This is a genomic window from Shinella sp. GW835-FHT14H05, assembly GCF_058793575.1.
In genome coordinates, this window is the sequence record NZ_JBXAFY010000023.1 from 39,705 (window position 1) to 55,618 (window position 15,914).

At 59.0% G+C, this 15,914-nt stretch carries 21 protein-coding genes; 6 read left to right on the top strand and 15 right to left on the bottom strand.

Annotated elements, in window-relative coordinates; genetic code table 11:
• Positions 1 to 123: 123 nt before the first annotated feature.
• The 5 genes from AC1Q6Z_RS32805 to AC1Q6Z_RS32825 all read right to left on the bottom strand — a co-directional run bounded on the left by AC1Q6Z_RS32805 (position 124) and on the right by AC1Q6Z_RS32825 (position 4,186).
• Positions 124 to 2,049 carry a ParB/RepB/Spo0J family partition protein gene (locus AC1Q6Z_RS32805; protein ID WP_435269054.1) on the bottom strand — a complete coding sequence of 642 codons (1,926 nt, stop codon included), beginning with the start codon at positions 2,047 to 2,049 and terminating at the stop codon, positions 124 to 126.
• A 437-nt stretch (positions 2,050 to 2,486) separates the two neighbouring features.
• Positions 2,487 to 2,771, bottom strand: a complete 285-nt coding sequence (locus AC1Q6Z_RS32810) for a hypothetical protein (protein WP_435269053.1) — start codon at positions 2,769 to 2,771, stop codon at positions 2,487 to 2,489.
• Entirely contained in the window at positions 2,761 to 3,042 is a 282-nt protein-coding gene (locus AC1Q6Z_RS32815) for a hypothetical protein (RefSeq protein WP_435269052.1), read from the bottom strand. Before AC1Q6Z_RS32815 ends, AC1Q6Z_RS32810 begins: the two co-directional genes overlap by 11 nt.
• Before the next feature lie 256 nt (positions 3,043 to 3,298).
• Positions 3,299 to 3,577, bottom strand: coding sequence for a hypothetical protein (locus AC1Q6Z_RS32820; RefSeq protein ID WP_492650422.1), 279 nt, complete (start codon positions 3,575 to 3,577; stop codon positions 3,299 to 3,301).
• A 57-nt stretch (positions 3,578 to 3,634) separates the two neighbouring features.
• Positions 3,635 to 4,186 carry a hypothetical protein gene (locus tag AC1Q6Z_RS32825; RefSeq protein WP_492650423.1) on the bottom strand — a complete coding sequence of 184 codons (552 nt, stop codon included), beginning with the start codon at positions 4,184 to 4,186 and terminating at the stop codon, positions 3,635 to 3,637.
• A 125-nt stretch (positions 4,187 to 4,311) separates the two neighbouring features.
• Between AC1Q6Z_RS32825 and AC1Q6Z_RS32830 the strand changes: the two genes are divergently transcribed.
• Positions 4,312 to 5,016 (top strand): hypothetical protein, encoded by a 705-nt coding sequence (locus tag AC1Q6Z_RS32830; RefSeq protein ID WP_435269049.1) that lies wholly within the window; start codon positions 4,312 to 4,314, stop codon positions 5,014 to 5,016.
• Positions 4,985 to 5,152 carry a hypothetical protein gene (locus AC1Q6Z_RS32835; protein ID WP_435269048.1) on the top strand — a complete coding sequence of 56 codons (168 nt, stop codon included), beginning with the start codon at positions 4,985 to 4,987 and terminating at the stop codon, positions 5,150 to 5,152. The genes AC1Q6Z_RS32830 and AC1Q6Z_RS32835 overlap by 32 nt, the downstream gene beginning before the upstream one ends.
• Positions 5,153 to 5,410: 258 nt before the next feature.
• On the opposite strand, the gene AC1Q6Z_RS32840 is transcribed toward AC1Q6Z_RS32835, so the two are convergent.
• Entirely contained in the window at positions 5,411 to 5,776 is a 366-nt protein-coding gene (locus AC1Q6Z_RS32840; RefSeq protein ID WP_435269047.1) for a hypothetical protein, read from the bottom strand.
• A gap of 400 nt (positions 5,777 to 6,176) precedes the next feature.
• Here AC1Q6Z_RS32840 and AC1Q6Z_RS32845 point away from each other — a divergent pair, with 400 nt between their 5' ends.
• Both AC1Q6Z_RS32845 and AC1Q6Z_RS32850 read left to right on the top strand, forming a co-directional pair.
• Positions 6,177 to 7,178, top strand: a complete 1,002-nt coding sequence (locus AC1Q6Z_RS32845; RefSeq protein WP_435269046.1) for a hypothetical protein — start codon at positions 6,177 to 6,179, stop codon at positions 7,176 to 7,178.
• Between the two features lie 290 nt (positions 7,179 to 7,468).
• The gene (locus AC1Q6Z_RS32850) at positions 7,469 to 7,825 is read left to right on the top strand and encodes a protein NO VEIN domain-containing protein (protein WP_435269045.1); all 357 of its coding nucleotides are present in this window, start codon (positions 7,469 to 7,471) and stop codon (positions 7,823 to 7,825) included.
• 539 nt (positions 7,826 to 8,364) lie between these two features.
• Here the strand turns inward: AC1Q6Z_RS32850 and AC1Q6Z_RS32855 are convergent.
• The 8 genes from AC1Q6Z_RS32855 to AC1Q6Z_RS32890 form a co-directional block, all read right to left on the bottom strand.
• Complete coding sequence (locus tag AC1Q6Z_RS32855; protein ID WP_435269044.1) at positions 8,365 to 8,580, bottom strand: Y4oE-related protein; 216 nt, start codon at positions 8,578 to 8,580, stop codon at positions 8,365 to 8,367.
• A 21-nt stretch (positions 8,581 to 8,601) separates the two neighbouring features.
• Complete coding sequence (locus tag AC1Q6Z_RS32860) at positions 8,602 to 8,817, bottom strand: hypothetical protein (protein WP_435269043.1); 216 nt, start codon at positions 8,815 to 8,817, stop codon at positions 8,602 to 8,604.
• 208 nt (positions 8,818 to 9,025) lie between these two features.
• Positions 9,026 to 9,196: a hypothetical protein gene (locus AC1Q6Z_RS32865; RefSeq protein WP_435269042.1), complete on the bottom strand. Its 171-nt coding sequence runs from the start codon at positions 9,194 to 9,196 to the stop codon at positions 9,026 to 9,028.
• Between the two features lie 745 nt (positions 9,197 to 9,941).
• Positions 9,942 to 10,247, bottom strand: coding sequence for a hypothetical protein (locus AC1Q6Z_RS32870; protein WP_435269041.1), 306 nt, complete (start codon positions 10,245 to 10,247; stop codon positions 9,942 to 9,944).
• 88 nt (positions 10,248 to 10,335) lie between these two features.
• Positions 10,336 to 10,707 (bottom strand): hypothetical protein, encoded by a 372-nt coding sequence (locus AC1Q6Z_RS32875; RefSeq protein ID WP_492650424.1) that lies wholly within the window; start codon positions 10,705 to 10,707, stop codon positions 10,336 to 10,338.
• A gap of 107 nt (positions 10,708 to 10,814) precedes the next feature.
• Positions 10,815 to 11,813 carry a DUF8626 domain-containing protein gene (locus AC1Q6Z_RS32880; protein WP_435269039.1) on the bottom strand — a complete coding sequence of 333 codons (999 nt, stop codon included), beginning with the start codon at positions 11,811 to 11,813 and terminating at the stop codon, positions 10,815 to 10,817.
• The gene (locus AC1Q6Z_RS32885) at positions 11,813 to 12,268 is read right to left on the bottom strand and encodes a DUF3846 domain-containing protein (RefSeq protein WP_435269038.1); all 456 of its coding nucleotides are present in this window, start codon (positions 12,266 to 12,268) and stop codon (positions 11,813 to 11,815) included. Before AC1Q6Z_RS32885 ends, AC1Q6Z_RS32880 begins: the two co-directional genes overlap by 1 nt.
• Positions 12,269 to 13,648: 1,380 nt before the next feature.
• Positions 13,649 to 14,203 (bottom strand): hypothetical protein, encoded by a 555-nt coding sequence (locus AC1Q6Z_RS32890; RefSeq protein WP_492650425.1) that lies wholly within the window; start codon positions 14,201 to 14,203, stop codon positions 13,649 to 13,651.
• A gap of 17 nt (positions 14,204 to 14,220) precedes the next feature.
• Here AC1Q6Z_RS32890 and AC1Q6Z_RS32895 point away from each other — a divergent pair, with 17 nt between their 5' ends.
• A complete protein-coding gene (locus AC1Q6Z_RS32895) occupies positions 14,221 to 14,430 on the top strand; it encodes an FmdB family zinc ribbon protein (protein ID WP_435269035.1) in 210 nt (69 codons plus the stop codon).
• A gap of 46 nt (positions 14,431 to 14,476) precedes the next feature.
• Here the strand turns inward: AC1Q6Z_RS32895 and AC1Q6Z_RS32900 are convergent, their stop codons facing one another.
• On the bottom strand, positions 14,477 to 14,794 hold the full coding sequence (locus AC1Q6Z_RS32900; protein WP_492650426.1) for a hypothetical protein: 318 nt from the start codon (positions 14,792 to 14,794) through the stop codon (positions 14,477 to 14,479).
• Between the two features lie 267 nt (positions 14,795 to 15,061).
• On the opposite strand from AC1Q6Z_RS32900, the gene AC1Q6Z_RS32905 reads away from it, so the two are divergent.
• On the top strand, positions 15,062 to 15,781 hold the full coding sequence (locus AC1Q6Z_RS32905; protein WP_435269033.1) for a hypothetical protein: 720 nt from the start codon (positions 15,062 to 15,064) through the stop codon (positions 15,779 to 15,781).
• Positions 15,782 to 15,914: the final 133 nt, after the last annotated feature.

Sequence of the window (15,914 nt, forward strand, 5' to 3'; positions counted from 1 at the left end):
AATCGGGCCTCCCCTCAACATGATTGGGGGCCAGGTCGATCCTGGCCCACGGTCATCGGCGGTCGTGAAAGCGGGAGGGCCGATCACGCGGGAGGAACGTGACCGGCCCGCGACTGACGTCACTCAGCCGCCCGGGGGGAACTGCTCGTCTTCCGCGATCCTCTCGGCCCCAAGCTCCTGTTCCGCCTCGGCGGGGGCTATACGGAGCGGGGAGGGTATCCAGCCGGTTCCGCCAACAAGGCGATCTGCGATCGCAACGGCTTCGGACTTTTTGGCGGCGGCTCTCACCGACAATTCCGCTTCGCTGCCTCTCGCCTCGGCCAACGAAAGTTCAATGGTCGTGCGGTTGACGTGCTTGAAATAGCTGTCGCCGGTCGTCTCGAACCAATCTGGCATGTTCACTTCGAGCGCTCGGCCAAGCTGGTTCGCCTGCTCGATGCCCTTCTTGCGGTGTGTAAACTTCTTCTCCACCGCATTGACCGAGTGCGCCGCACCGAATGCGAGAAGCATCAGCACCATGTCTTGCGGCTGCTCCAACAGCCATTCGAACAGATCGGCAGGGTTTCCCGGCAAGTGATGGCCGTAGTTCTCCGCAAGGTCATTGAAGGCGCAAAGCCCTTTGCAGCTTTCGGCGTCCTTCATCGACGGCTCCAAGCGTTCATGCGTGAGCGACAACTGTAGGGCGCTCTGCTCTGAATTGTACGGGTAGGATACGCTGAGCAGCATCGCGTGAACGACCGCAACAAGAGCCACGTCCGGATTATTCGCCAGTTCGATACGCAAAGCAGCGGTCTTGTGAGCAGTCAGGTTCTCAATCAGCGCGGCGGAATGACTGATGCTCGGTGCCTTGGGTGTTGCCGCGCTGCTGGCGCTCGGCAAGCCTTCGCTGTCCTCTTCCTCATCTCCCGCCGACTCGACTTCTCCCGGCTTCACAAAGCCGCGCTCGATGGCAAGCCGACCGCAATAGTCGAGGAACACGAAGGTTCCTGCCTGTTCCAACGCCTCCGGACTATAGGCTTCCGATCGGGCCTTAAGACTGTCGATCCGCTTTTCGACGTCAGACAGCTTCGCCTCCGCCTCGTCGTCGGCCATGCCGCTTTCAATCAACTCGGCAAGCTCGTCATATTCTGCCTGTGCGGCATCAAGCGCCGCCTGATCTTCTTCGGAAAGAGGAAGAGCCTCTGGATAGTGGCGCTTCATTGCATGATAACCGGCAGGAGCCGTACCGGAGCACTCGACCCATTTCCAGCCTTCGGCCCGAACGGTTGCGGCGGCCGTCTCGAGCTTTTCAGCCACGAGTTTTTCGACCAAAGCAACGTCCATCGCGTAACCGGCGTTTCGCTCGTCAAAAAGCTCGCGCTGAACCTGTCCACCGGCTACCTCGTAAGCCTCCAGCCCGCCGATGAACTGCACACGCTTGTCGGTAGCCGGAATCATTTCCTCGGTCAGCGCTCGCCGGATCGAATGAGGATCGCGGCTCCAAGAAGGAAGCGAGTTCCAGACGGTCACCTGCCTTTCGTGATCATCGCTGACCGTGAAGGCCGATAGCTGCGCGAAGCTCATCTCCTCGTCGCGGAACTGCTGCAAAAGGATCGGCGAAACGCGGGCGAGAGCCAGCCGCTTGCGGACAATGGTTTCGGTCGTGCCGAAGCGGGCGGCAATATCGGCAATGTCCTTTCCCTGCTTGGCTAGCGCGTCAAATGCCTCGTACTGGTCAACCGGGTGCATATCCTCGCGCATGACGTTCTCTGCGAGGCTGATTTCCGTGGCGATCTCCCCTTCGCGTTCCTTGCACTCGACGGGGTAATCCTTGGTGATCTCGCCCGCCTCCGCCAACAGCTTGAGCGCAGCCAATCGGCGTCCGCCGGCGACGACGAAATAGCGGCCCCTCTTGTCGCCCTTACGAATAACGAGGTTCTGCAGAAGCCGGTAGCCGTCGGCGCGAATGTTCGCAGCCAGCGCCTCGATGCCCTCGGCGCTGTAGGTCTTGCGCACATTCTTCGGATCGGCGTCGAGCTTGCTTAATGCCACAGTGATGATGTCAGTCATGGTGGTTCCCTTTTCCCTATTCCCGCGAAGCGGCCTCATGCCCGAAGGGGCAGGAGCCCCGCTCCTGCTCCCGAGCTCGCGCGGAGCAGCGGGGGAGAGGGGGGCAAGGTGACAAATCGGAGGGGGATCACCCGCCCGAGGCGTGAGGCCGAAGGGGCGTCGCGTGATCCGCGCATGCGGATCCGCGTCGATCCTGCACGGAGCGAGCCGAAGGCGAGCGGAGGAAGGACGGGGAGACCGATTTTCGCCTTGTCGGGGGAGAGGCGGGCAGAGCCCTCTTTCCCCATCAAAAACAAACAAATGAGCATACCAGGCGCAGGCGCAGCCGAAGCCAGTTCGCGCACCGCTTGACCGGTTAAAAGGGCAGCCGTAGGAGGTTTAGCATAGCGCCCGAAGGGCGGAAACCGGGACCGACGGCCCCCGGCAAGCGGTTCTGCTCAATCCTTTCTCCAAAACCGCTCGGCAAGCCCGCCACCCATTACAGTCAGCAGCACAAAGCTGACCAGGCTTACGGATTTCCGGTTGAACATTGAACTCAGAAACAACAGCGCTCCCGCGCCACAACCGACAAAGAATGGCCAGTATTCGAGAAGCCTGATTTTTGCCTCCGCGCGTCCACCCGCTTCGCCGTCCACATTAGAAAGGATGCCCGGTCGCCCGCTTCGCTCCGAGTGATGGCGCTCCGCTGCGCGGGCGACCGGGCAACCTAAATCATCGACCATTCAACCAAGTAACGGCCAAGCTCTGTTCCCGCACGCAACGGCGATGATGGCAAAGCCGATCGAAACGCCGCTCGTCGTCCTGACCGCGCACATACCGGAAGCCAGCACGCTTGGCCGTGACGCGGAGAACGTGGGCGATCTTCGATGCCTCCGGCGTGCCAGCGTCCCTGTGATCGACATAGCGCATGTTCCGGAAGCTGATGTCGAACGACACGTGGCCGGGATAGCGGCGGGCAGTGTCGAAGATGATCTCAAGGCGTTCGGCTGGCATCCGCTGGGTCTCCTCCCTCTACTCCGGAGATGGTCCAGACTGGACGCAAGCCACAAAACCCGCTCCTATCGTTTCGACGAGAGCGGGTGAGGGTGGATATCAGGAAAGGGTGGAAAGAGCAGTGCGAACTCGACTTGCAAGGCTTTCGGCTCCGGGTGCGGCAATCCACGTCTGCCATGCAACGTGTGCGACTTTTCCCTCGGAGAGGCGGCCAGCAAAGAGGCCTTGAGCTGCCGACTTCGGCAGTGCGATCGCATCATGAAATTTCGCGCGTCCAGCGAACGGCGACAATCCAGTCGGATTTATCGAGATTGTGAGGTTTCAGCGAAACCCGGGGGAAGGGGCCGTCGGTTCCGAGAACCCGCGATTTGACCTCAATTTTTCCATAGCTTGGAGACAGGATGTCGCTTCCGCGATTATTCCCGCCGACGACCTCTCCGTCCGTGGCGATAGCGACAGCGAGTTCAGCGAGAAGCTGATGACTGATGCTATCATATCGCTTTATGCAGTTGGCCGTCCGCAGGATCGTGTACATCTCAGCAGCGTCTTCGCGGGCATGTATTGCCTTCAATTGGAACCCCAGTTCACGGTTTTACGGCATGACTTTTGCGTGCCCAAACTGATTGCCCCTGATCAGGAACACCCGCTTTCCGTTGCTCAAGCTCCCGCCTTCCTTCTTCGTTTGCAGACCGGGATGTGTGGTGGAGGTTACGTCGAACCTGACGAACCCTGCATCGAAATCCGGAAGAGGAGTGACGAGAGCGATCTCCATTACCGTACCCGAAGGCAAGGTTACCCTTGCTCTGTGCATCGGTTCCCAAAGAGTATTGAGTTCCTGATCGATGACTTTCATTCGCTTCTTATCGCCGGGACCAGGCTCCTTCGCGAGAATTTTTGTGGTCCAGCCGCCGTCATCGGTCGGTAGCTGAACTGGGCCTCTTGGCCCGGCTCCGCGCTCTAGGATGGCATGTTTCTCCGCTATTAGCTCGCGCCATCGGGCATTTGCCGCAATGTAGTCCGGGTCGGACCCACAACCAGCGGCATCCCATATTCTGTCGCTGATCCGGCTCTTCTCTACGGAAAACGTCCAGTCCTCGAGGAGTGATATTTGCGATCCGACCTGAAATGGATGTGCGTCCGACAAAAGAGAATCTCCTGCTAAGAAACAGGACTGCTATTAGTCCACCTCACGTTTCGCTTGAAGACGAATTGCTGATCTGTCCTCTTCTACTTCCAGAAATCTTGTTGGCGTCCGAACAGGAGATGATCGTGACGGAGAAAGTGATGCCATTGGCCGAGCGGCTGGCTGCCCTTGAAAAGCTCGAACGCGAGATCGTGGTGAAGGCGCAGCGCATGGTGCCTGCAGGAAGCAATCTCACCATCATCGACAACTTCATCCTGGGCGCGATTAAGCGCACGCTCTCCCAGTCGAGGGCGTTCCGGAAGCTCGTTGAAGACTGGAACTTCGCCTCGGCCGCCGTCATGGTTCGTACCCAGCTTGATACGGCGATGCGGATTAACGGCATCAGCTACATGCAAGATAGTGAGAGTGCCATCGCCCAGATCTTCAATGGCGATGTGACCTACCGGAAGCTGAGGGCGGCCGGCGGCAGCAAGATGACGGATGCCTACCTGAAGGAGAAACTCACCGAGGAACACGCTTGGGTCGGCCAGCTCTACGATGAGCTATCGGACTTCGTGCATCTGTCCTTCCGGCACTTCTGGCCCGTCATAGCCGGAATGGATGACGAGAACAAAATCGCCTACTTCGCGATCTCGGCCCAGGATCCGAAGAAGGACGAGGCGAACTATTATCAGGTGACCGACGCATTCTTCCGGGTGACAAAGCTGACAGGGATGATGCTTGTCAGCCGCCTGATGGCACGGCATTCGCCGCCGCCTCCGCAGATCAGCAGAGCTGAGGAAGTAGAAGGGAAGCGGGATGACAATGGGCCAAGCGACGCTGCCACCTGAGAAGCTCGTCGAGCTGCTGCCGCGCCCGATCGTCGACCTGATCTCCGAGACTGACAGCTCGGACGATCCGGGAGACCAGGAGACGCTTGCGGAAGTCCTGAGGAAATTCTCCCTCGAGGCGAACGCGATCCTGTAATCCACGAGGGAAGCTACCGCTGGTGGCGCAGCTCCATGCCGATGCCCTCGCAGAGTACCAGGACGACGAGATCGAGCAGCCGTGATGTCAAAAAAGAAACCCGCAGGGTGAGCCGCGGGGTCAAGTCCAGAGATAGGAACGGAAGATGCCGGAGGCTTCGTGCAGAGGCCGTCTTCCGCGGCCCGTTACGTGAAGTGTTGCCGTCGGCCGAGCATGGCGCAAGCGGATTCCTCAGCCGACAACGCGCACGACCTGGCACTAGAGAGCGGCCTTTACCAGATCATGCAGGCGGCGCAGCTCGTCGGGGTTGAGCATGTCGACGAAGCGCTTCAGGATATCATCATCCTCTTCCTCCTCGTCGGTCTTGCGGTAGGTGGAGCCGCTCTTGAAGACAGGATCATTCGGGATGCGGATCCCGCTCTCCTCAACAACGTAGCCCTTATCGGACAGGATGGCGCGAACGGCGGAGCCGATGAACTGGCGCACAGGCATCGCCTTGAGGTTGGGTGCATCACCAGGGAAGCGTTCTGCCAGCATATGGCTGATCTTCGAGACCGGAGGGACTTCTTCTTTCACGCCCTGTTCCAAGGCGGTGATGTAGGGGCCGCTCGTAAGGGCCTTCAAGAGCTCCTCGCCCCCAACGATACTTTTCGCGCTGCGGTGCGCTTTTCGGATTAGAGCTGACGTACGTCTCATGATATAAAGCCTTTCGGTTGCACAGGGACTGCAATCCCTGTTGTTGCTAGTATGTTTGTCATTGCATATTGCCAGACATACATGAGCCTGCGTGGAGATTTCGTCAAGGGGTCTCACGCAGGTTTTTCATTGCTAATGAGGGAAATATTTTCGGCTTCGATCGAACATCCGGCAGGAATGGGCTCGAGTACGAGTTGGCGTTCCGTCGAAAGGGCGGATCGGGTCGTCACTCGAGTGTGGCTCCATGCCGAAAATGTGTTGGTCTGCGACGGCGGCCTGATGAAGCCGAATGAAACGTGGTCGATCAGCGCGAAGCGGATTCAGTAAGATGCTGATGTTTCTCGCGAGCGTTCTGGATCAGATGGATCTCGCGCTCGAGCATATCCGCAAGGGCGGCGTTCACGATGCCCGTTTCGGGCTGATGCTGACGGACAATGCCGTCGAACTGACGATCCACGAGCTTGCCAAAGAGAAGTACGCTGAGTTTAAGGCATGGCCGCATATGCGCGAGGATTATCCGCACAAGAAGGAGCTGGAAGAGGCTCTGGGGCGTTCCTTCGAGGCGAAGCTGAAATTCGCAAAACTCGAAGGGCTCGTGACGGAAGAGCAGGTGCGGACGATCACGCTCATGCACGACTTCCGCAACGAGCTCTATCACGTCGGCCTGCAGCACGAGGCGATCCTGCCGAACCTCGCGAGGTTTTATTTCTCGGTCGCTTGCGGTGTCCTTGCAAATTATCGGATCGGTTATTTCGGCTACTGGGACGGCATCCAACTGCCGGAGCGATCGAAGAAGTATTTCACCAGTTACGAATACACCCCGGCTGAAATGGATGATTTCCCCAAAGCCTGCCGAAGGATGGAAGCCGAGTGCGGGCACAACAAAGGCGAGATGATCCGGACATTGGCCGATCACATGGACGCTATCATCAGCGAGAGCGACAACGACCTGGATATAGTGGCAGAGGGTGTCTACGCGGGTCAGCAGCGAACGCGAGATCAGGTGACGATCGATTGCCAAACGTGGCCGCTCGCCTTCTCCACCGAAGGCCGGGATTATGCGCAGGCGAAAGGGTTTTCAGGCAAGTCGTTCCGCGAGCTGTTCGAATGGCTGGGGGCGAACTATCCGCTGCGCTTCAAGAAGGATCCTATTCCGGGCTGGCAGCGGCAGGCTGCACGGCTGCGCTCGAAAGGAAATCCCCACACGGTGTTGGAGAACTACGCGGCGTTCATGGAACACACGGCTCGCATCCGGGAGGCGTTTTCCGAAACCGCCGCGGCTGCCGAGCGTGAGATCGATCGCCTCATCGAAATGCGGCGCGCGAAGTGACTGGGTCATTTCTGGATTCCGATAAGGAAGCTTATCGGAAATCAGGCGGTGAACGGGCCGTAAGAGTGATTGGTAGCGAGGGTGAATTAGGTTCACCACAGGGGCGGACATGAGCGCACCGAGTCGTGAATCTGCTGTTGAAAATCAACGAATTGCCGGAGTAAATGAGGCATCTCTGACATCACCACTGAGGAGCTGCGATCCTGGAGAAACTATCATCGCAACAAGCGGGCACGCTGGGCGAGCTGCTGACTGTAGCAAAACTCAACACCCTCGGGCTGGCAGCATACATGAGTCCGGAAGGCGCACCCGGCCATGATGTGATCGTCGTCGTTGACGGCCATCCACGGTCCATCGAGGTAAAGACGAGACAATTCCTGCGGCGGCCGACGGAGATCACGCGGTGGCCCGTGGAGATGCAGAAGAAAGGCGAAGCTGACTTCTTCGTTTTCATCGAACTCGATCTGAGAACGATGTCGCCTACCTTCTATGTCCTGACAAACGCCCAAGCTCGCGCAACGTTCAGGGACTACATTGGCGGAGGAAACTGCTACCCACCGGAGGTCAGGAAATTAATCCGCCCAAACGACTTTTCGGAATTTTTGCCTAGTCCAGCTCGGGTCGAGGCTTCATCCGCCATCGCGTGAAACCGAGGCGATGCTTGCTATCTCGGAAGCCTGCCCATCTTCCATTCGCAATCGCCTTTCACCCCATACTCGCAGCGCAGCTTGGGCAGCAGGCTGGTGATGACCGTCTGCTTGCCGTGTTTTCGGGCCATCTCCCCTCGATCGACAGGCGCCACTCGGTCGCAGCTTCGGCAATGTATCGCCAACGTCTGCCACTCCGGAAGGCTCGCGAACGTCCACTTGGGATCGTTCAGCTCCTCCGGATACGGATCAGTGCGTGGGCGCGCATCTCCACACGCACGCGTCATCAGTAGTATATATGGGCGAGATGACGACAAAGGATTCGTGCTTGGAAGGCGTATCGGGGAGGAAGCGCCGGACAAGTTTTATCAACCGGAAGCCTGCGGCAAACCTCTTGCACGCAGTGAATGTGGCCGAGATTTAGGGCGGCTGTCGAATTCACACAGAAGAACAGTACTAACGCTCATATTCAGCTCCAATTGCTTCAATTCACGGGATCGGGCCGCCTACCTGTTGGGTGGGCGGCGATCCGCGGGACCTCAATGCTTGCTATCGGACAGCGGAATGCCCCTGAGCTGAGCGAAAATGCGAAACCAGAATTCGTGGTCCGCCTCTCGGCGATCGACGTAGGCCTCAAGCGCGCAATGAGCCACGGCCGTTGTGGCATTAACACCGTAGAGCTCTACAGCGACTTCTATGGCGCTCTCCTGATCGAAATTGCCTGCAAAGATGTTTTTCAGGCGGTCATTACTCATTTTTCGTCGATGCTCCTTGCCTTAGCTTGCCTGTCCCATGAAGCGCGTGCCCTCATCAGTCCACGAAATGGATGTTCGACTTCCTGCAAGCGGTCCACCCAGGAGGACAGGCGTGCTGATCTCGACCAGGCCGTAATCGAGGAGAAAGCGAAGCCTACGCCACGGGAGGTCGATTTCCTCACCCCGGGCGATCAGCGCCATGTCCTCTTGAGCCTGCTGAACCGTCTTGCTCGTCATCGCGGGCAACTCGGAAAATATAGCCATCCTCACGAAGTCTTCCCTTGTTGGTTGATGCCCAATGCTCGCCCATGCAATCTGAGAATTCAAGCATCCGGACGCAATATCTCCGGAGGAGATATGCGGCGGCACGCGAGTCACGGCGGAAAGCCGCGCCCTGCCAGGCAGGCGCGGCATTCTCAATTTGCCTTGTTGTCGTTGTCGGCCTTTAGCGTTGAAAATCGCACTGGTAGCTCACCTCGACCTTGGCGAGGAGCGGAAGCGAGACTGCGACCGAGATCTTCAACTGGCCCTTATGGGACAGTTTGGCGACTTGCCGATTGAGATAGAGACGAAGGCGGCGGCCGGTTTTCTGGCAGAAGGTTACGAGCGCTTTCATGAGGTGATTCTCCTTAGTGGTTGTGCGTAATCGCGAAGCTCGAATACGGCAGGACCCGCCGGGTGCACCGCGTAAGCGGTCGCAACGGAGCGAAGCGGAGAGGAGAACCTTTTAGGGTTGCACGCCAAGGCGGGGCATGACGTATCGTGCGCAGCATTAGATTGCGAACAGCCATTAAGGAGATGCCGGCAAGCGCGGCCTTCGTGGCTCCGGCCGCCGCATTCGTCGTCAATCGGCAAGTTGCCATCCGGCCGCCAGGCCGGATCTCGGTCGCGGTCTTGTTGCAGCGGGGCAGGGCAGGGCGCCAGTTTCCAACGGCCGACAACGACAACAAGACGAAGTGAGCCGTCCCGCTCGAGCGGGGCGGCCGCCGTGGATGGGGAGGGGAGCACGAGGGGAGGGGTGTCAAGGGCAACCCTCGTTCCGTCCCTGGCCCGCTCGATGCGGGCTTGGGGCGGCCGGGGCGCTTTGAAGTTGGGGAGAAAATCGCCTATATTGATTTCCGGAGTGGGGACGAGCCTTGCGGCCCGCCCCCGTTTCCTAGAGCCAGAATTGGACTCGGATCCGCACTTGCCAGGTGGTCCGGGTCCTTTTCACGTCTAGGGTGATGCTAAGTGGTACGAACCACATGCAGCACCTCCGGTTCGAGGGCGAGGCCGTCGGCTCGGTCGGGGTGGCCCATCCTCCCCGAACGCGCCGCTGGCTCGGCGCTGCTGCTTCCGCCCTCGAAACTGATGAAAGTCTTTTACCTCACGATGCCGAGTCGTTCACCCACGCTCGGCGGGTGTGGCGGCCCTGCCTCCTTGATCATTGCCAGGATCATGGCCTTCGTCAGGCCGCGAACCTCGTAGCCTTTTGCGCGTGCCGCCTCGATGATCGATTCAAGAGTGGGATACTCTTCGAGCCAAGCGCCTAACCAAAGCTCGCAATCGTCTGTTTCCCGATCGGGAAACGCTTGAAGGAAAAAGGTCCGCAACGGCGGATCGTAACCGATCGTTCCTTCCTCGTCCGTCTTGGTCCCATTGGTGATTTGCACGGTGTGTCGGCTCAAGTCTCTGCTCCTGCTGTTCGCCGATCGGGCCGCGCTTTGCTGGCGCGGCCTATCGCCGGTTGCATATCTAGTGACAATTGCACGTGTCCTAAAGTCTAAAATGAGCCACGAGCGCCTGATTTGCGCGGTGGCAGGCGAGGGCATAGGCGACGATTTGCGCAATCAGATCCGGATCGCCCGCGCCCGCCCTTTTTGCCCTGTCGGCGAAGTCCTCGGCGAGCTCGCGGTCCTCCTCGCCAACATGCTTGTTGCCGACAATCCATGAAATCTGACCGGTCGGCACTTCAAGCCGGGGTTTGACGGGAAGGGCGGAAATCAGGCCCTTCCGGGTGCTTGCTGCGGCGCCGGCTTTCTCCGCCTCGGCGGCGGTCGGGAAATAGGCCATAACCAGCTTGCATCGCTGCGCCTCGGCGGCGCCCATGAAAGCGTGCGCGCCGTCTTCGGTCTTGTAAGGCTTCAATCGGCAGCAGTGCCGCCGAACATGGGGTCGCCCTTGCCGCAAAACTCCACCACGCAATAGATCGTCTGAGTCATCGGACTGTCTTTTCCTTGAATGGGGCGAGGTGATCAGGCGGCGCTGGCGCCGCTGATCGTCTTCAACACGCGCTGCGCGGCGTAGCGTCCGGCCTCGTTCAGGTGCCGTTGCCATGCGCCTTGCGACGGCGACCAGCGGAAGCCGTTGGCCTTCAACACGCGCCGGGTCGGATCGTCGGGCTTGCCAGGAAAGAGCAACTGGATCCGCGCAATGTCGGCGTTCTCCTTGATCTCGACGGCTCCGGCACTTGTCTCGACCTCCAGGCTTTGGTTGCCGCGCTCCTTCATCCGTGCGAGGGCCGCAAGGCGCTGCTGCAGGCGGCGAAGTTCGGCGCGGCTGTTGGTCGTGCTGAAACCACGCCAGGACTGCCACGGCGCTAGTTTGATGCCTCTGGCTGCGGCTTCGGGAGAAAGGCCGGTGTTCGCCGCGACGGCGGCAATCATGTCCTCTTCCGTCGCAAGGTCTTTCTCCATGCGCCGGATGATCGCGTTCGCGGCCTTCATCCGGTCGATGGAAAGAGCGGTCTCCTCGATGCGCGTCATGATCCGCTGCAAGGCGGCCGGATCGCCGGAACGGATCGGCTCATCGTCCGTGCCGTGCGGGAACGCCTTCCGCTTCGCTGCCTTTCTGGCCGTCGCCTCGTGCGCCTTCAGATCGGCGCGGCGGGCGTCGGATATCTTCATGCGCCTTTCATTGCGGGCGACAGGGAAGCGGGCAGGGCCCGTGATAAACCAATTCATGCAGCGGCCTTCCGCCGCCCAATAGCGCCGCGTCAGATCGACGTGGCGGCGGGCGAAGGCTTCGATTTCCGGCTCCGGAATAGGCGTGCAGGCCTCGTTCCAAAGCTCCACGACATAGGCGGCGAACTGGTTCAACCGCTCGGCCAGGTCGGCAAGCTCGGTTTTCGCGCGCCGGTCGGGAAAGTGGGTGAGCGCGTGAAACTGCGGCTCGATGTCCTCCGCCGCAATGGTTGCGGCGAAGGTTCCTGCGACGATGGCGAGGATGTTGTTGTCGAAGGCGGCGATTTTCATCATGCCTCTCCCTCGACAAGGGTAGGGGCGCGGCGCTCGATGCGGCATTGCAACCCTGCGAGCGCACCGGCGATGATGATACCGCCCGGCGAAATCTCGTCTGCCTTTGCGAAAACCGGGTCCAGGACCGGACGGCAGCATTTGAAATGCTTCGCTGCATCCTCAAGGCTGATGAGGGGGGACGTATAAGGTGTGCTGCCGTCGCCTCCGACAAGCACGATCTTGCCCGCGATCGGCTGCGGGAAGCCTTCAAAGATCGTGAAGGCGGACAACCCGTCCTGCAGACCTTCTTCGTCGACGAAAAGCGTGTGCCGCTCATCGAACCGCACGACCTCCAGCAGGCGGCAGCCGATAATCGCGTAAAGCGGCCGGATGCCCAGATCGACCTGAAGCTCTACCGGCTTAAAGATCGTGGTTTCCGGGTCCAGCACATAAGCGGTGTTTGCTCTTACCATTTTCTAGCCCTTTCCTTTCCGCGAAGCGGTCTAGCTCTTGCCCGAGGGGCAGGAGCCCCGCTCCTGCTCCCCGAGCTCGCGCGGAGCAGCGGGAGAGAGGGAGGCAAGGGAACAAAACGGAGGGGGTTCGCCCGCCCGAGGCCAAAGCCGAAGGGGCGACGCATGGATCCGCGCCAAGCGGATCCATGCGTCGATCCTGCACGGAGCGAGCTAGAGGCGAACGGAGGAAGGACGGGGAGACCGTTTTTTCCCTTGTGAGGGAGAGAGGGCAGCGCCCTCTTTCCCTCCTTCAGGAAGGCAGAGCCGGCCGCCTGGCGGCCGCCATTTCAGGGACGAGAAGGGCCGCCCTGGCTCGTAGATCAGGACGGCCCCGTGGTGCATGACAAGAAGGGCTAGCGACTTGCCACGACCAACTCTCGATTGTCGTTGCCGGTTGGCAATATGCTGATTTCACCGCAAGCTGTAAACGGCTTTCATAGCAATTTGATGCAGTCATGACGTGAAGGCCGCGAGGCGGCTCTTGCGCAACCGATCGTTACCCTACTGGGCGAAGAACGCTTTTTTGCGATCTTCGTGCCGAAGGCATAGAGCGGGGTCGCGTCAGCGATGCGCCAAATTGATACCACCCAAGACGTTTTGAGGGTTCCAAGAACACAACCACTTCCATTAAAGTGGTCTGCACCATCAACAATCACCGGTAGGATGAATGGCAGGACCGTCACTGGAACAATGGATTTCGGATCTCGGATTGCAGCAAGTCAATGATCCGGACGTTGACAAACAAGTGTATCGGTTACCACCTCGGGACGGTCGAATTACGCTCAGCGCCGCGCTGGAAGAAAATATCTGCACCAGCATCCGGGAAGCCTGCGAGAGGCGAAATCTCTCACGGTCGAAACTGGCGCCCCTGCTTGGTCTCAATGAAAAACCCGCGCGCCGGCGATCACGAGCTTTTCGGCTTCCTGACCTGCGATGCCAATGAGATTGTGAAGCCAATCCACTCGAAGGCCATGCCGGTCATCCTTGACGGACCCGGCAGAGATCGAGCTATGGCTTACCGGGGAGTGGAAGGACGCCAAGCAACTTCCAAGGTCGTACCCCTCGGACGCGATGATGCTGCTGCCGCGCGAGCGCGCCGAAGAACTGACGCTATTCTAGCTGTCTTTGGAACTCAGGAAGGTGCTTTGAAAGGCTCGAACGTCGGCCGCTTTAGTCGGGGTAGCATGTCTGGCCGCACTGGCGGCAAATCTGACGCGATACGAGATAGCAGCCGGTGACAAATGCAGCCCATGAGTCAGAGCCTGGATCAGCTTGACGTTGAAGAAGAATTCAGGGAGCTCGTGGAAGGAAATTAGACACGCTAACTCCTATGTGCTTTGGCTAATAATATCCGGTGTAATCGCTATTTAGGTCGCAGGTGACCGCAAGTTCATCGAGGACCGCAAGCACGAGCGACAGCAAATGCTTGGTGCGGTTTGGACCGTCGAAACCATCTGGGCCGCTCTTGCCGCCATGGAAGAGGTTGTTCCGAACCGTATTGCAGTGGGTGATCACCTGACCAAGTTCTGATGTGTTTTCCGGGATTGCCACGTCCTTGAAGTCCAGGGTGCCATTTTCTCCGACCACTTGCTTTTTGGGCGCCGCGTCGATTAGGGCTTTGGCGGCTTCTGTGAGTTGGTATTCTCCCTCGAACTTTTCTCGAAGCCGCTGCCAGCCAGCTTCGGCCGGCTGCCCCACGCCGAGCTTCTTCAGATAGTGGTTCGCCTTAAGCGCATATTCGAAGCGGGCGAAAAAATAGAGGAAGTCGAAGGCCAATTCCTTCAGGTCCTCATCGACCTCGTTCCTGCGCACCGTGCCCCCCAAAAAAATAATGCGCGCCAGCCGCGTCGAAGGTGCGGATTCTACTAAATAGACGGTAACGCCGAGGTCCGGCATCAATAGGAGAATAACACATGGAAATTGAACAGTGTAAAGAGTGCGAACGACCCTTTGAGGTCATGGAACAGGGTGGGCAGATGCCCGGAACCAAAGAGCCTGAGGATATAGAATGTCCTCATTGCGGTTTCACCCGAACGCAGCGTTCCAACGGGTATTTCAGTACATTCCCGCTGAGCGAAGAGCATGAACGCCAGTGGTTAGCAGACCATGGAGGTAAAGCCTGAGGAGGTTCGATGGGCGGCTCATTGGAGCCGCCCATGCCGATCGTCGTCAGTTAAGCTTTGGTGGCCGATCCATCAGCTTGTCGGCCTCTACCGCCAGGTCGATGACATGATGAACTAAAAAGGCATCGATGAGCGACAAGGCGTAGTCTCGCGAGATCGGAAGCATGTCTGGCGATAGAAGATGGTGATCGACATATCGGTCAGGGTCCCAAAGGGAGCGAGTAAGTTGGAGATTATCCGGCTCGATCCGGTCGACGACACGCTCGAACACAAGATTGGCCGTCTCAATGAATTTTGATCGATCCGGCTCTGTGAGAGGAAGCGCTGAAATAACGACGTGAGAATCCATGGCGTTCTTGCGCATGGCGAACTCCTGAAGGGGGCTTGTTTCTCATCAGCCTAACCGGGTGCCACCCAGCGCTGGGTTCTTATTGTGGTGGCTCTTCGAGGCGCCAGGCGCTCACCTTATGCTCACATGCGCAAAGCAAGCATATATCGAGGCAGCCGCGGTCTCAACAGCAGAGCCGCGACACTGGATGCGCCGGCTCTCGGACCAATTGCATTCATGATGGGAATACTGCATGTGACCTACAACGGGCAGGGATCGGCAAACTGAGGGGCAGGGGACCCGATGCGCGACCAATACGTCGGCGATGTCAGCGATGTTCTAAAGATTGCGTTTCTGCGCGCCTTGGCTGCCGCCGATCGGACGCTCGGCGTTGCGTGGTACTACGCACCCGGCAATGACGGTCGGCCAGATGGTCGGCATCTGGAATGGCGCAATGAACCGGCATGGCGTATCTTGGACGCCGAGTTGCACGCTGGCCTTTCCTCGCTGCCAAGCCGGACGGTCGTCGCGCTCGAAGGTGCTGCAATTTGGCCGGCTGGCTCAATCTTTCACCGCGACCCCATGCCGTCGCGCTTAGATCGGATTGAATGGGGCAGACGTAAGCGCGACGCCCTCGACGGAGCAGATCTCGTCTTTCTTGATCCCGATAACGGAGTTGGCGCGGAAACCGAAAAGCACGCGACATACGCGGAGATTCGGCGATTGCGTCGGCCAGGGCGGGCAATCGTGTTTATCACATTCCCCGGCCGAAACCTGCCACACGATACTCTTATCCAGCAACTGCATACGCGCCTGAATGACGAGGCAGATGCGGAGAAGGTTGCGACGCTGCGCACCAACGTGTCGGTTCCACGCTCTCCTGGCGCCATCTCATATGTTCAAAGGCAACGCTGGTTCACCATCGTTGATCCTGATCCCCTGCTTCTTCAACGGGCTAAAGCCTTCGCTGAAGCGGTGACGGCGGTTCCAAGGGTTTCGGCAAAGCTGGATTACTTGGCATGACGAAAGCGGATCCGGCCGGCGACGAAAGCCAAGAGTGCCGGCGATGTTACGCCCACGCCGCCTCCAGCGGGAAAGCCGCCTTTGACGTGATGCTATGGTCGTGGGCGAATGCAATCACCGATGTATCAATCTG

Coding starts and splice junctions, on each gene's coding strand:
- AC1Q6Z_RS32805 (WP_435269054.1), bottom strand. CDS start 2,049: ATGACTGACATCATCACTGTGGCATTAAGCAAGCTCGACGCCGATCCG.
- AC1Q6Z_RS32810 (WP_435269053.1), bottom strand. CDS start 2,771: ATGGTCGATGATTTAGGTTGCCCGGTCGCCCGCGCAGCGGAGCGCCAT.
- AC1Q6Z_RS32815 (WP_435269052.1), bottom strand. CDS start 3,042: ATGCCAGCCGAACGCCTTGAGATCATCTTCGACACTGCCCGCCGCTAT.
- AC1Q6Z_RS32820 (WP_492650422.1), bottom strand. CDS start 3,577: ATGTACACGATCCTGCGGACGGCCAACTGCATAAAGCGATATGATAGC.
- AC1Q6Z_RS32835 (WP_435269048.1), top strand. CDS start 4,985: ATGACAATGGGCCAAGCGACGCTGCCACCTGAGAAGCTCGTCGAGCTG.
- AC1Q6Z_RS32845 (WP_435269046.1), top strand. CDS start 6,177: ATGCTGATGTTTCTCGCGAGCGTTCTGGATCAGATGGATCTCGCGCTC.
- AC1Q6Z_RS32850 (WP_435269045.1), top strand. CDS start 7,469: ATGAGTCCGGAAGGCGCACCCGGCCATGATGTGATCGTCGTCGTTGAC.
- AC1Q6Z_RS32855 (WP_435269044.1), bottom strand. CDS start 8,580: ATGAGTAATGACCGCCTGAAAAACATCTTTGCAGGCAATTTCGATCAG.
- AC1Q6Z_RS32860 (WP_435269043.1), bottom strand. CDS start 8,817: ATGACGAGCAAGACGGTTCAGCAGGCTCAAGAGGACATGGCGCTGATC.
- AC1Q6Z_RS32865 (WP_435269042.1), bottom strand. CDS start 9,196: ATGAAAGCGCTCGTAACCTTCTGCCAGAAAACCGGCCGCCGCCTTCGT.
- AC1Q6Z_RS32880 (WP_435269039.1), bottom strand. CDS start 11,813: ATGAAAATCGCCGCCTTCGACAACAACATCCTCGCCATCGTCGCAGGA.
- AC1Q6Z_RS32885 (WP_435269038.1), bottom strand. CDS start 12,268: ATGGTAAGAGCAAACACCGCTTATGTGCTGGACCCGGAAACCACGATC.
- AC1Q6Z_RS32890 (WP_492650425.1), bottom strand. CDS start 14,203: ATGCCGGACCTCGGCGTTACCGTCTATTTAGTAGAATCCGCACCTTCG.
- AC1Q6Z_RS32895 (WP_435269035.1), top strand. CDS start 14,221: ATGGAAATTGAACAGTGTAAAGAGTGCGAACGACCCTTTGAGGTCATG.
- AC1Q6Z_RS32900 (WP_492650426.1), bottom strand. CDS start 14,794: ATGCGCAAGAACGCCATGGATTCTCACGTCGTTATTTCAGCGCTTCCT.
- AC1Q6Z_RS32905 (WP_435269033.1), top strand. CDS start 15,062: ATGCGCGACCAATACGTCGGCGATGTCAGCGATGTTCTAAAGATTGCG.